We start from the raw sequence: 16580 nt of genomic DNA, 5'->3' as shown, positions 1-16580 counted from the left end.
CTCTCTCCTTCTCTCTTCATTAAGTGAGTTTTTTATGCTGTTTTAATGAAATACCACGTAAGGAAAAAGTGTAAACTTTTGTAAGCGAATCCAAATCAAAAAGAGTAAAAATGGATTAGACAATAGTTGCTATAGTCTAAATACCGAAGAAATAAGTTATCCATGTGGCAGCGACGGCGATACCAGCAATAATAGACAAACCGATGTTTAACATCGCAAGATTTTTTTGACCATCCACTATGTTTTTTAATCCAGTAAGGAGCAATCGAATAAACCAAAACGTTAGTAAAAAACCCCAGCCTATATAATCATTAAATGGATCTGAATCAAACAAAAATTGAATAGCTCCAATGAAAAGAGCGGCATAAATGAGTCCCATTAATATCTTGCGCAATTTCTTCCCCTTGTGATTTTCCTTCATTTCCATCTCCTTTCAATTCAAGTCTTCTCATTTCATTTTCTTGATCAAATTCTTCCCCACTACTCGAGCGAGGAGTCCAGCGATTAAAGCGATGACGATACTGATAACCGTGTTATCCGTCCACTCTTGTCCAAGAGCAAACCCAATCGCTAACGCAATGCCTATGACAAGTCCCAACATCACTCCTTGCACTTGACTCATGTTCACACCTCCAACTGAACGCTCTATTCTTCTGAATCACCGAAGCTCTCCTCGCTACTATACCGTCGACTCGGATGGTCGAGAATCGCTCGATATTTCCACAGGCGAACTTGCCTTAGTATAAGCCCAACAAAAAGACCAGCCATCGCGATGATTAATCCCGCTTTATAGCTGGTTAGAAGGGAGAATAACAATAAAAAGCAGGAAGGAATCGCAATGATGATCTGAACTCTTTTCATCGATCTCCTCCTATTGATCTTTTTCATACTGATTGCTTATTAATCAAACTGCTGAATGTAATCAAACGGAAAGTTTAATGAAAAGTAGCCGAATGTTAAGGTTACAACTATGAAGAAAACAAGATTCATGACACGGATTTGCTGTGACTTACCATAACGTTTATGAATAACCAACAGGATCGCAGCGTTCGGTAGCATTAATAAAAGATAAAGTTTTACCAGCAGGCTACTCTCCACACCTTTACTATAAACCACCCCATCATTCATCAGAAACATGCCGTTAAAGAATAGGATCGGACATAGAATGAGACACATCACGCTATATAACACCAACAACAATGAAAATACTTTTAATTGAGCTATTCGGCTCACTGAAATTCTCTCTCCCTTTTTAACTTCTTCCACAGAACGACTAACTGAAGAAGTGAGATGATGACGATAGCCCAAACACCGAGATTACTAAATGAAATGCCTAAAGTCGATTCACCCCCGGCTAATTTCAAAACAGCTAGCAGGAACAGCAAATAGACGATCATAAACAGCTGAGACTGAAATAACTCTTTTACTGTATATTCTCTCAAGCGTTTGAAAAGAAACGATGCAACAACAGTCCCAAACATAAGCAGGAGTAGAATGGATGAAGGAAAGGTTTCTTGTAAACTCATATCTGGAAAATAATCATAGATCAATAACGTTGTGATAGAAAAAAGGAACAAACCCTCTATCGCTTTTGCCCAAACCATACTCCTCTCCCTTTCTATCTATCAGACTGAGATTTGTCTTTCTCAAGCAGCTGATCAACCTTATGTTCTAATCGATCAAGCTTTGAGTTTCTCTTTCTGAAACTCACAACGATGAAGACAATCCCACCCAGAACGCCAAACATTAAAAGAAATGCTACAAGTTGAAAGAGAATATCTCCCATCGGAAAACCCCGCCTCTCTAGTAGTATGAAATAGCTACTTACGCATACTTTTTTTATTCATCGCAATACGAACACTAGCCACTACACTTATGATGGCAATAAACTTGAGTAACATATTCCCCACTTCGCCAAAACTCTCAAAGGATAATCCAAGTAAAATCATTCCGAATAAGCCTAAAAAGCCGGCCAACATGAATTTCATAACATCCCCCTCGATCCCCACCTTAATTTTACCATTTTTCCAATGATTCTGTTTCACTCATTTTCTCATTATTAAGGTAATTTCCATTGAGAAAAATAAAAAAACGACGACTCATAATGGCTATAGCCCTTTACGAGTCGTCGCTTCTATTATCCTTATGAGAAATCATCCTTGCTCAGGATAGTCCAAATAACGGTTGATGTCAGATGGCGTTAAGAGATCGGTGTCCGTCGGTTCGTAACCGAGAGCTCGAGCAAGTGTTACGATCTGCCCTTTGTGATGAAACTCATGCGTGATTGTATGCGTCATTAACCATAGCGGAGACAGCTCTTCTTCCTCTTCTTGCCATGATACCTTGCGACTTATTTTCTCATCAAATCGCTCGTCGTATTCTTCTAGAAAACGATAGACGAGCTGATCAACAAGCTCAAACACGGTTCTCATTTCATTTACATCCGTTACATCGCTCACTTCTACGATTGGCTCTTGCATTTCCAAAGCAAAGCGACCTAACCAGCTTTCATAGCACTCTGCGATATGAACGTGTAAATTACGAATCGAACCCCATCCGTATCCATCTACTTCTTTTAAATAATCCTCCTGATTGATTTGCTCACAGAAATGAAAGAGAACTTTACGCGTGTGTTTAACTAAATCATATTGCTCTTTTAGTACGTTCATTGCATTTCCTCCTGTTATCTTAAAGTGACTTCTGTCCGTCACTCGACCGTCTCAAACTATTGCTTCTATCTTCTACTCTTTATTCCTTTTCAACGGTGAACTAAACCTATACTTTTATAGTGAATTTGCTCTCAAATCATAGAAATTCACATGACATTTGAACTAATTACGGAGTTACATGTTGGGCAATATCTCATCTTTTTTCATTATAAAAATAGAAATAAAGCTTCCTCTCAAAATCAAGAGAGAAAGCTTACTAGTAAAAAGGCTATCCCGATCAAAATATACTTTAGTGGAAACTGTGATCCTTTTTCGTTTGACGATGCTTTCCTTATGTCACCTATCACGACGAATAGAAACACAATCGCAATCACATACAGGAATACTTCACTAATTGAAAAGAGAGGATACATTAATCCGACGGATAGGATCACGGCGATGATCCCAATTAAACTCAATGGAATCATCGTATTTTTAGCGCAATTCTACTCATTAAGAATCTATAACAAAGAACCCTCCTAAGAGGATTCATTCCGCGATGCTTGCAGAAACTTTTTTCAGAGGCAATAAGACTGTAAACGTACTTCCCACATCGACTTCACTTTTTACATGGAGCTTACCTTGATGGTTCTCCACTAACTCCTTTGCAATGGAAAGCCCTAGTCCGGTTCCTCCCGTTTCACGTGAGCGGTTTTTGTCAACGCGATAGAAGCGTGAAAAGATTTTCGACTGTTCCTCTTTTGGAATGCCGATACCAGTATCGGAAACGCTTAGTACAGCACCATCATCATGTGTTAAGTCAACCGTGATCGTCCCTACCTCCGTATACCTCATGGCGTTTTCAACTAAAATAACCGCAATTTGCCGAAGCTGCTCAGCATCTCCTAACACAGTGACATTCTTTTCAAGATTTCCGATAAGAGGGATTTCCTTATTTCCTTCGAATTGACTGATCACATGCTCAACGATATGAGTAAGATTGACGTTCTCCATCCTACTTTCTAAATGTTCATTACGAGCGATCGTGAGCATTTGTTCTAAAATATGCTTCATTCGGTTACTTTCATCATCTAACGCTTGAATCGACTTTTCCAAAACAGTTGGATCGTCTTTCCCCCACCTTTTAATTAAATTCAAATGACCACGAAATGCGGTTAGTGGGGTTCTTAATTCATGTGAAGCATTGGAAACAAAGCTTTTCTCTCGTTCAAACTGTTCTTCTAGCTCCTGAAGTAGCTGATTGAACGTACCGGCAAGTTCCTTCAACTCTTTAGGATTCGAAGGTTCAAGAATCCGCTTCTGCAGATCTGAAGAACCGTCTATTTTACTCACTTCATCCGTCATGTTTAGAAGCGGTCGCAGCTTCTTTTTTGTAAATTGATAAATCAAAATGGAGCCAATTATAATGCTTAATATCCCCGTGAAGAGAAGGATAAAGAAAATAAGCTGAATGAATTCAAACTCATCTTCCATATGGACTTTCAGATGGATGTTGCCATCGGTAAAAGATACATCGCTTCGATAGAATAACCCTTCCTCTTTATTCCATATAAACTGATCAAACAATGGCAGGCTTACTTCATCACTTGTATCTAGTGTTTCATCGTCTCCTCTCGATTGTGCGAGAAGTTTCCCACCTTCACGGATTTCAACATAATAATCGGCATGATCCGGATACAACACTTCATCAAGTGACTCCTGGACTTCATCTTCCTGTACAATCATCAGCAATTTTTCTTCCATCGCTCCAACATCATCCTGTGTTCGATCTATCAAGAAAAAGCCGATGGCCCCAAGGACAACAATGCCGATTAGGATTAGGGCGATAATAAACTGCCACACGTACCATGAGGTAAATTGATGAAGCAGCGATTGGTTTCGTTGTTTCTTCATGCGATTCCCTCCAATTGAACGCTTATGAAGAGCGAAGGATGTAGCCAATACCTCTTATCGTATGAATAAGCATTGGTTCGTAGTCTCGATCTAACTTGTTGCGAAGATAGCGAATGTAGACGTCGACCACATTCGTTTCTCCCACAAAGTCGTAGCCCCAAACCGCTGAGAGAAGCCACTCGCGACTGAGCGCCTTGCCTTCATGTTTCATGAGAAAAACAAGCAAATCAAACTCTCGCTGAGTGAGTTCAATTTCATTGTTTTCCCGCACGACGCGACGACTTTTTACGTTCACTTCAAGATTCGCAATCGTTAACTTGTCTTCATCCTGTTGCTTACTTTGAGACTGAGCGCGTCGTAATACGGCACGAATGCGCGCAAGCAATTCTTCAATTTCAAAAGGCTTTGTAATGTAATCATCCGCCCCACGATCAAGACCGAGAATTTTATCCCCAACATAATCTCTGGCAGTAAGGATAATAATCGGAACGGAACTCGTTTTACGTATCCGCCTACATACTTCAAGGCCATCAAGCTTCGGAATCATCCAATCTAATAAAATGACGCTCCATTCTTTTTCTTGAAATCGAGCCATCGCTTCCTCTCCATCACGCGCCGTTGTCACGTCGTACCCTTCATGCTCAAGCTCTAACTTCATGAACTGAATAACATTTATTTCATCTTCTACAAGAAGAATTGATTCTTTCTCCATTTCTCCTCACCCCTTATTTCATCTTCCTCTATTGTAACTACCCTTAACGTAAGAAACATTAAATAGAAAATGAGAATTTCATGAGAAAAAGCTCATCCACTTCTCATGCTGCTGTCCTTTTTTTATTAGATTCGATCCGTATTATAAGAATTGTAGAAAAAACAGTTCAAGGAGGATAACTAATGAATATGAAAAAAACACTTATTATCGGCGGAACCGCATTAGGCATAGCTGGAGGAGCTCTTCTCTATCAAGGATCAGACGGTATAGAGAATGTGCTAGCTTCGGGCAATAACGAAAGCAAACTAATTGAGGAAGCTAAAATTTCTGAAGCTGAAGCTGAAAAGATCGCATTGGAAGAGGTTTCCGGAGACGTGATTGAGAAAGAAGTCGAGAAAGAAGACGGGAAGATCGTTTATGAGTTCGACATCAAAACCGATACCGGCGAGAAAGAAGTTGAGATTGACGGGATGAATGGCGATATTATTCAAGTTGAAGATGATGAGGAGGACGATGATAAGGAGCAGAAGGAAGAGTCTGCTAAGTAACAAAAAGACACGTCACATGGCAAGCACATCAACCTCTTGGTGAGCTTGCTTTGTAACGTGCAAAAATAGGAAGCTTTCCTTTACAACATAAGACTATTTTCAACATTGTACAGCACTTCTTCATTTAAGACTTTCTTTCCTGATTCCATTCCACGAGCTTTGTCTCCCCGATCATATACAACAGAAGTCGTAATAGCGCATAGCATGTTAGAAATCCAGCAACTATGCTAATCAATAGCATCGTCGCAAAACCTTTCACACTGCCTACGCCGAATACAAAAAGTCCTGCCGCAGCAATTAATGTTGTAAGATGCGCATCCGCAATCGTAAGAAACGTTCGATTCGATGCTTGCATCACTCGCTCTTCAAATGACAAACGACGATCCTCTATTTCTTTTAAACGTTCAAACGTAATGATCGTCGCATCTATTGCCATACCAAGACCAAGAATGAAAGCGGCAAGTCCTGTTAATGTTAGAACGCCTTCAAGAAAAACGAAAATCCCTATAGCTAGATAAAGATAGCTGATCATACAAACTATCGAGAGCAAGCCTAGCCAACGATAGCGCCAAATCATAAATAAAAAGATAAGCGTCATAGCTATGATTCCCGCTACCATCGTATTTTTCAACGCCTGTTCACCAAGCTGACCACTAACAGATTGGGAAGAAATCTCTTCCAAAGGAGCAGGGAGATCTCCAGTGCTAAGCGCTTTGGAAAGGAGTTCTGCTTCTTTTTGGGTGAATTTACCTGAAATCGCCATCCCGGAATTTTTTGTCCAGGTCTCATCTATATGTCCTTCGAAAAGAATCTTTGAATCTTCCTTTGCTCTCTCTTTTATATACGCATCTCCGTCAACGTAATCAAGCCATAAAGCGAGACTTTGATCTTCATAAGTCTTAGTCACGTTTCTCATATCAATGGAGTCGCCGAACTCGATGGTGACGACGGGGGCAAGGTCCTGAGAAGGATGTTCTATTCCAACAGATTTGAAATCAGTGGAAGAAATGACAAGATTGTTATCCGTATCCCGAAACGTAATATTCCCGCCAATGGAAATAAACTCGCGCGCTTCCTCCTGATCCTTCACGCCAGGAACCTGTATGCGAATACGATCCTCATCTTCCATCGTAATGACCGGTTCACTAATACCTAGCAAATCAATCCGATCACTGATCAGAGCAGCTGTTTGTTTTACAAGCTCTTCTTCTGCTATGTTTTTTTCTTCGTAAGGATCCTGTACTTCATAAAGGATCTCAAATCCGCCCTGTAAATCTAGCCCGATCTTTAATTCTTCTAGAATATTTTCAGATGTTGAAATCATTAAGAGAAAAATGAGTGAGATGGTGATCGTAGTGGAAATGATCCAGCTTTTTTTCATTACGTAACAAACACCTTTTTGTGAGAGTAGAGAATTCATTCCATGCCTGTCCCTGGCTTGTCTAGCTGCTCATGGAAATTTCACTATGAGTCTCGTAAAATCATTTAAGCATTATTTTGCTTTCGCTTTCGATATGAGCGATACAACGAGTTACCGATAAACATAGCAAATCCATAGCAAACTGCTACGATCGTGAAAGCAATGAGATTGTCATTCAAAATTAAGAGCATACCTACAAGTATAAAAAGCATGAGACCCAGTGTATTTATCATCCAATAAGGTTCCGATAATAGATGTTTTCTAGACTCCATTTCCCCCACTCCTTTTTCGATGATCAATGACTTTCTATACTACTTGTACGATCTCATTTTTATTTGGTTTCATTTTCCATATAAACAATAATTGTATAAGTCATTTTTGAGCAACGTCCTTACTGCCTCGTTACAAAACAAATCGCCTCTTCTAACACATTTGGAAATTCATTCGGCCATTCATGCCCGATGCCTTCATTTACAATTAGTTTGCAAGGGATCTGATAAGCTTCAAAAAGTTGAGCAGCTTCCAATGCATTTTCATAGAAAGGATCTTGATCTCCTGTAATGATGCAGCCTCTTGCATGAGGGTTCAGCTGATTTTGCAAAATTTCTTTTAGTGAATGGATATCGAAAGCTGGTGCAACAGCAATAAATAAATTAAATTCTTCCATATCATTACTTAAGCTCATTTGAGTTGCGATACTTCCTCCTTGAGATGCACCGGCTAGTATTCGTTTTTTATCTGACACATCAACCCGTTTAGTAAATTCATAATACGTCTTTTTTACATCATTATAAGCAACCGCTTCATCATCCCATGAATAACATTGGTAGCTGAAAAGTTGAGAAGATTGAGGAAATCCCATCAAGTACTTGGTGACGAGTTTCTCATCAGACCACTGCTCCGAAAAGTCTTTCGCATTAGAGCCTTTCCAGTGCAAAGGGAAAATGACCGTATCCGCTTCAGAATGCCCCTGAATGGTTAACTCCGCTTGTGTAGATGCTTTTGTGTTTTCAAAGATTGTATGACATTGACTTACGATCGACTGAAATTCTGGATGGGTTTGCAAGGGGCTCAACTCTGGATCAGATGTTAGAATTTCTGGGTTCCACCACAGTCCATGTTTGAGAACTTCTTTTAGTTCAGCAACACCTTCTTCGTGCTTTCCTTCCATTACATAAATATTCGCTTTCCAATGACCCAACCGATCTCTTTTATGAGGAAACATTTCTTTCGCTTCTTCCATAACACGCAAAGCTTCTTCGTTTTCTTTACTATCAGCAAGTTCTATCACCCGATTTTGTAGATCAGCAAACCTCATTGTAAATACCTCCCAATAGTTTAAGTAGTTCAATACTAATTGAACTACTATATTAAGTCAATGAATAGAAAATTAATATTTTGATTATTCTAATTAAGAACATCGTATGGTAAGATATGAAAAAAAGAAAGATATGGAGGGGCACCTATGACACTGCAAGTTAGAACGCTTTCTTCACCTGTTTATGAACTCTTATTAAGCATTTCGTTATATAAAAGGCAAACGTTAATGAAATATTTAGATCTTGGCGCAAAGTGGCCTAAGGATATTGAATTGTCCATTTCCCCTGAGTTACATTATTTGATTGCTTCAAAAGAGAACATGTTCTTTGAAGACTTATTAGTTTTATTTATTGAACTATCACCATACAAAGACAAAATCGACCTCTTCTTTGAATGGTTAGGGAATCTATCTGGCGGTGAGCTTTTTGAACGAATCGCTCCTTTATTAGACGTTGATCGAACACTTCCTGCTGATCTATCATCACAAAGAGATCAATCACTCACGTTGTTAAAAGCCTGGAATGAGCAATATTTTCAACTCCTAGATTGCGATATTTCTGATCGATTAAATCGTGACGCAAAAGAGAAGGAACATAAGCTTAAGAATCAATCGCAAGAGGATGTTATTTTGGAAGCTAGTCGTTACATCATTGAAACGCCTAGTGTGAAAAGCGTTTGTTTGATTCCTGCGATTCACCTTCAACCTATGTCGTTTATCGATCATTTGAAAGATACGCTATACATCACTTATCCTATTAAAGATGCGAAAGATGAACTAACTGAAGTTCTTCGTTTAACGAAAGCGCTCGGGGATGAAAAACGATTAAAGATAATGAAATTTTTATCTCACGAACCCACTACTTTCACCAATATCGTTTCGGAATTTGGCATGGCGAAAGGGAATATCCATCATCATCTTTCCATTTTAAGAGGGGCTGGATTATTGAATATTCACGTCAGGGATAAGCGGAACACATTTTATTACAGCACAAACATAGAAATCGCAGAAGAGTTACGTAAGAAGGTGGATCAGTTTCTTAAATAGTGCCTGTCACCACCTGATAATTCGGCTAATCTACGCCTTTTAAATGAAAAGAGCGCTCAAACGAATCGTTTGAGCGCTCTCACCTATTGCTACTGATATGTATTAATTTCCATACCAACCTTTATGTGCTTCTATTAACTTATCATGATCTTCGTCCCAATAATCAACACTATAAGAATAGTCATAGTTCATAATGCATTTAATCCCACTGCCTTGAGCATCGTGACTTAGTCCATAGTTATGAGAGAATTCGTGCTGAGCCGCGTGCCATGTATTCGTTGCGCCCTGATCGAGGTTAACTGATACTGCACTACCATAAGGAGAGTTCGGATAAACATAAGCAATACCGCCTGAATTGAAATTAGCATCTCTCGTGAAGCCCACTACAAAGTCGTATCCATTTCCATTCCAGTCCTTGTCCATGTCCTGAAGAATTTCAGATGCATTTGCCCCTTCAGAAGTCCACTCACCAAGAGCTTTGATCTCAAAATCAATGTTATGATCACGTGTAAACCCATTATCCGCGTTCTCAACAATGTTTTGCGTGAGAGTTTGCCAGTCGCTATGTGCAGCACGATACTCTTCATCCGCAGCAATCAATACGGTCACTACGCTAGCGCCAGTTGCAGTTGGTGTTGTGGTTCCGCCTGAACCTCCAGTTGATCCTCCGTTACCGCATAATAGAATACACAATTCGCCTTCTTCATTAACCTGTTTTTTAGTATTCTTTTTGTTTTGTTTGTCTGCTTTTTCATCCGCATTTTTCTTGATTTTCTTTTCTCCGATTTTCTTACCTTTTTCATCCAAAACATCCGCTACTGAAGAACTCTCCACTTCAGCTGGACGATCAAACTTCTCTTTCCCTTTTGTTTTGGCTTTGGGAAGTTCATGACCGATCGTAACCTCTGACCCCTGTGAATCTAGCTCTGCTGTTTTTGCACTTGTTTCCCCGAATCCTGGTACGATAGCGATTGATAATGCAAGCGTCAATGCTACAAGTCCTTTACGTTTCATACGTGTTCCCCCTGAGAAGTATTTTTAACACATCTCCTAATCTATCACATGGGTTCGACACTTCGCGGGGGCCAATAGATAGAAATCAACCGATATTTTCCAGGGGAAAAAAGAACGGTTTTTCTTAACAAAAACTTAACACTGACATTTATTAAGAGGATCATCATTCATTTTTTCATCTCAAAGGTTCACTCAAGTTCCAGAAAATGAAGCAAAATAATTAGAATGACTCCCCCCAATTTAGCTTGTCTTTATATCATTTCCCTCTAAAAACTCATATACTATTTCATCTATGAATGAAAGAGGTGATTAAAAATAGATAGCATAAGATGCCCGAAATGTTGTTCCCTTATTTGTAATCATGAATGCATAGGGAGCTCAACATATAAAAAACATTGTAAATGTAGAAAGTGTGACTGTTGCAAATGCATCTGTCCTCCTGGGCCTCCCGGGCCTCCTGGACCTCCTGGACCTACAGGGCCTAGCTTAAACACGATTTATTTAGCTGCAGAAACAGTACCGAGCGGACACTTTATTGGAGTTGGGACAGCTGATCTTAACTTTGAAGAAACAACTGTAGTCGTTCCATTTAGCGGTCTTATCACTGGATTAGTCTTTAGTATTCGTGATGAGATATTAACTGCAAATGAAAGTGTAACAGCTGAAATTTATAAAAGTTCTGATTGTGGATTCACTTCTACCCCTACTGGAATAATCGCAACAGTTATGGGACCAAATAATGCAAATACACCTAATTGCTGTGCTACCGCAATTGGTAATTTATCAATTAATCAATGTGATCTTTTATCAGTAAGAGTAACACATAGTAGCGGAGAAGCATTACAAGATGGTGCTACAGCAACCATTATTACAACAATTTAAACTCCTTGAGAATAGTGCCTGTCACCACCCAAAACCACTCGAATGGTTATAGATTTTGTCGAGTGTACTGAAATGAAAAGAGATCCCTCCGAAAGAAGGGATCTTTCTTTCATTATTTAAAGTTATATCCATATTTTCATTGCCCCTCCTAACTTTCCTCCAAACTACTTTCAAGTAAATATCATACTCAAACGAGAACTACTTTTGTAAGAAGTCATTCAGGAAAACCTGGATACAACTACTAGAATTACTGATAATGTGTTTGCTCTAAAATCTTCTTCCATCCCTTTGCTCTCAAGTGTAAGATTTTAATCGTCCCTCGAAACAGATGAAACATATAGACACTCTAAAATGTACTATTCATTAATATAGGTAATTACGGAAAACACCTCCATGATAAACACAATGTGTACATAACCCACTATCTATATGAAGATATTCCCGTCCTGGTCCATGATACTTCCCGATTGATGCTAAATAAGTGCAATGAACTTCAGCTGATGAATATTACCGACTAATACACCGCTATCAAAATAAGAGGTAGCCATTTTCTTTTTTCACCTAACGTCAAACTCTGATCCGCTTCCCCCTGCTTCCCTATCACCTTTCTTCTCTATTTATCTTTCATATCTTTTAGGCTCTTCAACCGCTGAAGGCACTAGATCAGATAGGAAACATTGGACAGAGAATGACTACCTTTACAGCGCCGACAAGAAGCATCAGCGCTGTAAAGGTAGCCGCTCATTACTACTGAAGTATACTGAGACCTTCTGAGGTTTCCACCGTATCACCCGATTTGAACGCTTGAATTTCTTCAACACCGCGCTTTCTACACATTAAACCAGCCCAATGTGCGCCATCTGCGCGCTGCTACCGTACCGTAGTACGCCTGGTTACCACCCGAACCGTTAACGGCCGTTCACGCCATAGCTTCTCACCACAGAAACCGGGAACTGTGTATGTTTGAGAACGCTGAATTTTCTGCATCGGCTTCAGCTCACCTGACAAGTTTTGTTTTCGAACGTGTGGTAGGCGTTCCACGTTCTGATTAGCGACGCACTTGAAGAAACCTCACCATCCCTGGATTTTAAAAAGAGATTGGGAAGCCGCTGTTCTGTATGAAGTTGGGTCGCGCCATTATGTAATAGGAAAAATGGGAGAGAGGCATTCACCTTCTCTCCTGTGCAATACATCACCCTGTCTGTTGATTCGAACTTCGAGCGTTTAAGTGATCTGGCAGCTGCAGAATCGTATCGTTCAGCGTATCGAGCTTCTGTTCAATGCGGTGCAGCAAATAAAGCGTCACCACAACGGGAAAGCCTACATCGCTAATAAGAGACATCCAGGACTCCATTCCTTCTCCCTCCTCGTTCGTTTAATAGACTTACTAAAAAGGAAGGACAATTGCCCTTCCTCTGAATTACTTAACCGATGATAATGTCGTTCTCGTTACGTTCAACGATGCGAGCGCCTTTTTTCGAAACAAGATCGCCTCCGCTCGTTGTAAAACAGTTCTGCGTAATAAGCGTATCCATCGCCGCTGCGATTGCAGCTGGATTTACGGGCTCGACTGGATCACTTAGAGTGATGGAAAACGGTTTGTTGTCACGCGTGTTGAATTGAAGTTCTAGTGTTTTAGCCATTTGGGGTTCCCTCCTTTCTTACCTTTATTGGTGACGGCTTACGATTGAAGATCAGATGAATCATTGCGCTCAACCGCGAACAAATTGTGCTGTTGAAGCGGTGCTAGTGCCAATGCGACTGCAAAAAGCGCATCAGGCGTAGCGGATGTTTTCACGTTGTTGAAGTTCTTGCTGCGGAAAATGGATTTGCCGTTTTCATCAACGCCTACTTCAAGAACCATGCGAAGCTGCGTATCCATGAGGGATGATGTTGCCATGTCGATCACCTCCTTTCACCTTATATATCGTTTGGAAAGTGGAAAAAGGGACATTGGGGGGAAATAAAATTTTCTAGAACGAGAAAAAGCCGACCCCACAATGGGACCGGCTTCGTTAAAAGATGCTATTAGGAATCTGTGAATACGTCCAAACAAAAGGACCGCATCAAAAATGCGGTCCTTCTTTTATCATCGCTATTACATTTTAAAATCAAATTCATCAGGGTGTGGGCCGCTACGAGCATTGTCATTCAATGCATCAAGCTGCTTCATTTCCTCTGAAGTGAGTTCAAAATCAAAGAGATCGATGTTCGCTTCGATGCGCTTCTCGTTCATTGATTTTGGAATTGTAATCACGTTATGTTGCAGATCCCAGCGAAGAATGACTTGCGCTACAGACTTGTTGTACTTTTCAGCAATACCTGAGATTGTTTCATTGTTTAACAACTCACCAGCCATTAGCGGAGACCATGCTTCCACTTGAATGTTGTGCTCTTCGCAATACGTTCTGACTTCTAGCTGTGTCAGACGAGGGTGGAATTCGATTTGGTTAATCACCGGTGTAATCTCGAAGTTTTTACGAAGATCTTCAAGATGATTCACGTGGAAGTTACTAACACCAATTGAACGAACACGCTTTTCTTTGTATAGCGTCTCAAGTGCTTTCCAAGGCTCCTGGTATTTGTTATCTCCTGGCCAGTGAATGAGGTAAAGATCTAAATACTCAAGACCTAGCTTAGATAGGCTTGTTTCATAAGCTTGAATCGTTTCATCGTAAGATAGCCCGTCGTTCCATACTTTCGAAGTAATAAAGAGCTCATCTCTTGTTACGAGACCTTCTTCAATCGCCTGATTCACACCGCGACCTACACTTTCCTCGTTGCCGTAGATCGCTGCTGTATCAATGCTGCGGTAGCCTTTCTTAATAGCCGTCTTCACTGATTCGACTAATTCTTGGCCTTCCTCTACTCTAAATACGCCGTAACCTAGTTCCGGCATTTCAATATTGTTGTTTAGTGTTTTTGTTTGAACAGACATTATAAATAACTCCTTTCAATACTCCATTCATTGGTTTACCCGTAAATGTAATTTTAAATCTTCTCATCGAGAAAATCACGTTAAACGCATTTTAGAAGTGGAGGGTGCCTGTCACCACCCGTTATTTGGCGTTTCATGTCGAAGGAGGAAGAGCATTTGCTCTTCCTCCTTCGTTTTCTAGTACATAGCAACATTAAAGCTCTTTCTTAAGTGAACTCACATGGCGGCAACCCCGGTACTGCTCCACTCGACGGGGAGAGGCGTTTTTGGCGACATTGTTCTTCTAATACGAGATTTAAGATTTTCTGTACTTCTTTTGATTTCGGTGTTTCAAAGTCAGGGTGAGCGAGGTTTTTCTCCTCTAGCGGGTCAAGTGTTAAGTTATACAATTCGAATTCATCTGGCACCGGCGTTGTTTTCGTTGTCGTGATGCACTCCGAAAACTGTTCATCCGCATTTGGTGGAACAGGGTCGGATTGAGTGACCGTAACGTCCGAGACTCCAGGGTTACTCCAAAACTGCGGGTTATCATAATACCGTCCATATTTCCAGATTTCTTTCTTTTTATCGCTTCCAGTAGGAAGCGTAGTAATAACGGCTTCAATATGATTCGGTTGAATAACGGACTCATAAGGCTCACCCGTTACGGTCACTTGATTCGGACCCCTCGTCACGTCGTCATCCGTCATAAAGTATAGTGGTTCATTAGCACGATAAAATCGTTTCCTACCTGACAATAATGGGGTGAGGTCTCTTCCAACAAGAGGATGAACTTCTGTATGATCAAGACTTAGCATCTCTTGAACCTCTTCCTCATCTATTCCCGCAAGCCCTAACATAGTTGGCAGAACGTCCACGTGACTCGTTAGCATCGTTGTGCTCTCTTTACCTGAGAAAAGAGACGGACTATGAATAATCAGTGGAACATGAATCGATTCCTCATACATGTTATACCATTTTTGATAAAGTTCTCCGTGCGCGCCAAGAAGATCGCCGTGGTCTGAAAGGAAAAGAACAATCGTATCTTCATAGAATATCGATTTTTTCAACGCTTGAAAAACTTTCATCATCTCGTTATCTGCCTGTTTCTGTAGGGAATAATAGAGCTTTCTATAAAAAGGCGTATCGATCAAAGGCTGTAAGGCTTTAGGATACACGTCGCGATAGCTCCTTTGTGCACGAGGTTTTGTGTGAAGAGATTCTAAAGATGTAGGAGCTTTAGGGATGAACGGAACAGAGGAATCGATTTCAAAGTTATAAAGAGGAAGTTGCTCAGCGATCACGCCAAAGAGAGCAATATCATGTGGATTAATGAACGAGCTCATGATCATCCACGGAGGCGTTTCCTCTTTTTCTTCCTGCTCAAGGCACTGAATTAAGTCCACCACTTCAGCAGCATACACTACGTCTCGTCCGCTGACCCCGATGGCAGCCGATGAACCGGAATTACGAGGATTCGCACCATGTGGTTCAGGTCCAATCCATCCGTTAAAGCCAAATCCATCTAACCGACTTGCTTCAAGGTACTCCTGAACATTTTCTTTATCAGGCACGCCCGTAGAAGTATAGCTTGGTAGGGCATTGTTTGTCCCCGGAATAATAATATCCACTTCAGAAGCATGCCATTTCCCTTTCCAGTACGTACGGTATCCCGCTTTACGCAAATAGTCTCCCATTGTTGGAACAGTATTGGGATCGAGCCAAAACATATCTGGATCAAATGGCGTCTTTGCTGCACCACTCGTTTGCGTGACTCCGTGAAGAGAAGGATACTGTCCTGTATATAATGTCGTTCTACTTGGTGAACAAGCCGTACTTCCAGCGTAGTGATTTTTAAATTCGAATCCATTTTCTCGCAGCAACTCTTGCACCAACAGATTTTCCTTGCTCCACTTCTTTATATCCTCATTTTCATAAATAGAGGGATAGCGTTGCTCATCCACCATTAATATAAGAAAATTCGGCTTTTTACACCGTTTTGTAAAAAGAGAGGTGCGAGGCTTCGAATGATCTTTCCTCATAATTCCGTTCCTCCTTCAAATAACCCTTAACGCTCTATTCCGTAGTCTATGTAAGCGCCCAGTAAACGGTGCTTCTTAGTGATCAGTCTTGCCGCAATCCACCTAATTCTTTCAACGA

At 40.6% G+C, this 16580-nt stretch carries 21 protein-coding genes; 2 read left to right on the top strand and 19 right to left on the bottom strand.

Annotated elements, in window-relative coordinates; all coding sequences use genetic code 11:
* Window positions 1-136 precede the first annotated feature (136 nt).
* From AC0VYV_RS05805 to AC0VYV_RS05760, 10 genes are all read right to left on the bottom strand, one after another.
* A complete protein-coding gene (locus AC0VYV_RS05805) occupies window positions 137-421 on the bottom strand; it encodes a hypothetical protein (protein ID WP_475374565.1) in 285 nt (94 codons plus the stop codon).
* Between the two features lie 27 nt (window positions 422-448).
* Complete coding sequence (locus AC0VYV_RS05800; RefSeq protein WP_194220631.1) at window positions 449-622, bottom strand: hypothetical protein; 174 nt, start codon at window positions 620-622, stop codon at window positions 449-451.
* Between the two features lie 23 nt (window positions 623-645).
* Entirely contained in the window at window positions 646-861 is a 216-nt protein-coding gene (locus AC0VYV_RS05795; protein ID WP_194220630.1) for a hypothetical protein, read from the bottom strand.
* 39 nt (window positions 862-900) lie between these two features.
* Window positions 901-1233, bottom strand: coding sequence for a hypothetical protein (locus tag AC0VYV_RS05790; protein WP_430244535.1), 333 nt, complete (start codon window positions 1231-1233; stop codon window positions 901-903).
* The gene (locus AC0VYV_RS05785; protein ID WP_475366821.1) at window positions 1230-1604 is read right to left on the bottom strand and encodes a hypothetical protein; all 375 of its coding nucleotides are present in this window, start codon (window positions 1602-1604) and stop codon (window positions 1230-1232) included. The genes AC0VYV_RS05790 and AC0VYV_RS05785 overlap by 4 nt, the downstream gene beginning before the upstream one ends.
* Window positions 1605-1618: 14 nt before the next feature.
* Complete coding sequence (locus AC0VYV_RS05780) at window positions 1619-1786, bottom strand: hypothetical protein (protein WP_475366820.1); 168 nt, start codon at window positions 1784-1786, stop codon at window positions 1619-1621.
* Window positions 1787-1820: 34 nt separating this feature from the next.
* A complete protein-coding gene (locus AC0VYV_RS05775) occupies window positions 1821-2045 on the bottom strand; it encodes a hypothetical protein (protein ID WP_430244547.1) in 225 nt (74 codons plus the stop codon).
* Window positions 2046-2153: 108 nt separating this feature from the next.
* Complete coding sequence (locus AC0VYV_RS05770; protein WP_430244550.1) at window positions 2154-2669, bottom strand: DinB family protein; 516 nt, start codon at window positions 2667-2669, stop codon at window positions 2154-2156.
* Window positions 2670-3197: 528 nt separating this feature from the next.
* Window positions 3198-4562 (bottom strand): sensor histidine kinase, encoded by a 1365-nt coding sequence (locus AC0VYV_RS05765; RefSeq protein WP_475368584.1) that lies wholly within the window; start codon window positions 4560-4562, stop codon window positions 3198-3200.
* Between the two features lie 22 nt (window positions 4563-4584).
* Window positions 4585-5274, bottom strand: a complete 690-nt coding sequence (locus AC0VYV_RS05760) for a response regulator transcription factor (protein ID WP_475368583.1) — start codon at window positions 5272-5274, stop codon at window positions 4585-4587.
* 182 nt (window positions 5275-5456) lie between these two features.
* Between AC0VYV_RS05760 and AC0VYV_RS05755 the strand changes: the two genes are divergently transcribed.
* On the top strand, window positions 5457-5822 hold the full coding sequence (locus AC0VYV_RS05755; protein ID WP_475368582.1) for a PepSY domain-containing protein: 366 nt from the start codon (window positions 5457-5459) through the stop codon (window positions 5820-5822).
* A gap of 124 nt (window positions 5823-5946) precedes the next feature.
* Here the strand turns inward: AC0VYV_RS05755 and secD are convergent, their stop codons facing one another.
* From secD to AC0VYV_RS05740, 3 genes are all read right to left on the bottom strand, one after another.
* The gene (gene secD / locus AC0VYV_RS05750) at window positions 5947-7203 is read right to left on the bottom strand and encodes a protein translocase subunit SecD (protein ID WP_475368581.1); all 1257 of its coding nucleotides are present in this window, start codon (window positions 7201-7203) and stop codon (window positions 5947-5949) included.
* 104 nt (window positions 7204-7307) lie between these two features.
* The gene (locus AC0VYV_RS05745) at window positions 7308-7514 is read right to left on the bottom strand and encodes a hypothetical protein (protein WP_194220621.1); all 207 of its coding nucleotides are present in this window, start codon (window positions 7512-7514) and stop codon (window positions 7308-7310) included.
* Window positions 7515-7633: 119 nt separating this feature from the next.
* Window positions 7634-8560, bottom strand: a complete 927-nt coding sequence (locus AC0VYV_RS05740; protein ID WP_475374564.1) for an alpha/beta hydrolase — start codon at window positions 8558-8560, stop codon at window positions 7634-7636.
* A 147-nt stretch (window positions 8561-8707) separates the two neighbouring features.
* Between AC0VYV_RS05740 and AC0VYV_RS05735 the strand changes: the two genes are divergently transcribed.
* Window positions 8708-9607 carry an ArsR/SmtB family transcription factor gene (locus AC0VYV_RS05735; RefSeq protein ID WP_475374563.1) on the top strand — a complete coding sequence of 300 codons (900 nt, stop codon included), beginning with the start codon at window positions 8708-8710 and terminating at the stop codon, window positions 9605-9607.
* Between the two features lie 102 nt (window positions 9608-9709).
* Here AC0VYV_RS05735 and AC0VYV_RS05730 read toward each other — a convergent pair whose 3' ends face one another.
* The 6 genes from AC0VYV_RS05730 to AC0VYV_RS05705 form a co-directional block, all read right to left on the bottom strand.
* The gene (locus tag AC0VYV_RS05730) at window positions 9710-10621 is read right to left on the bottom strand and encodes a zinc-dependent metalloprotease (RefSeq protein ID WP_430244563.1); all 912 of its coding nucleotides are present in this window, start codon (window positions 10619-10621) and stop codon (window positions 9710-9712) included.
* Window positions 10622-12695: 2074 nt separating this feature from the next.
* Window positions 12696-12857 (bottom strand): YvrJ family protein, encoded by a 162-nt coding sequence (locus AC0VYV_RS05725; RefSeq protein ID WP_226616646.1) that lies wholly within the window; start codon window positions 12855-12857, stop codon window positions 12696-12698.
* Between the two features lie 70 nt (window positions 12858-12927).
* Window positions 12928-13146, bottom strand: coding sequence for a DUF2922 domain-containing protein (locus AC0VYV_RS05720; protein ID WP_194220616.1), 219 nt, complete (start codon window positions 13144-13146; stop codon window positions 12928-12930).
* Between the two features lie 38 nt (window positions 13147-13184).
* On the bottom strand, window positions 13185-13403 hold the full coding sequence (locus AC0VYV_RS05715) for a DUF1659 domain-containing protein (RefSeq protein ID WP_194220615.1): 219 nt from the start codon (window positions 13401-13403) through the stop codon (window positions 13185-13187).
* Window positions 13404-13601: 198 nt separating this feature from the next.
* Complete coding sequence (locus tag AC0VYV_RS05710) at window positions 13602-14441, bottom strand: aldo/keto reductase (RefSeq protein WP_430244567.1); 840 nt, start codon at window positions 14439-14441, stop codon at window positions 13602-13604.
* Between the two features lie 206 nt (window positions 14442-14647).
* Complete coding sequence (locus AC0VYV_RS05705; RefSeq protein ID WP_475374562.1) at window positions 14648-16462, bottom strand: sulfatase-like hydrolase/transferase; 1815 nt, start codon at window positions 16460-16462, stop codon at window positions 14648-14650.
* Window positions 16463-16580: the final 118 nt, after the last annotated feature.

The organism is Anaerobacillus sp. QJM3NY_17 (assembly GCF_056173665.1).
This window is presented reverse-complemented; position numbering and strand designations above follow the sequence as displayed.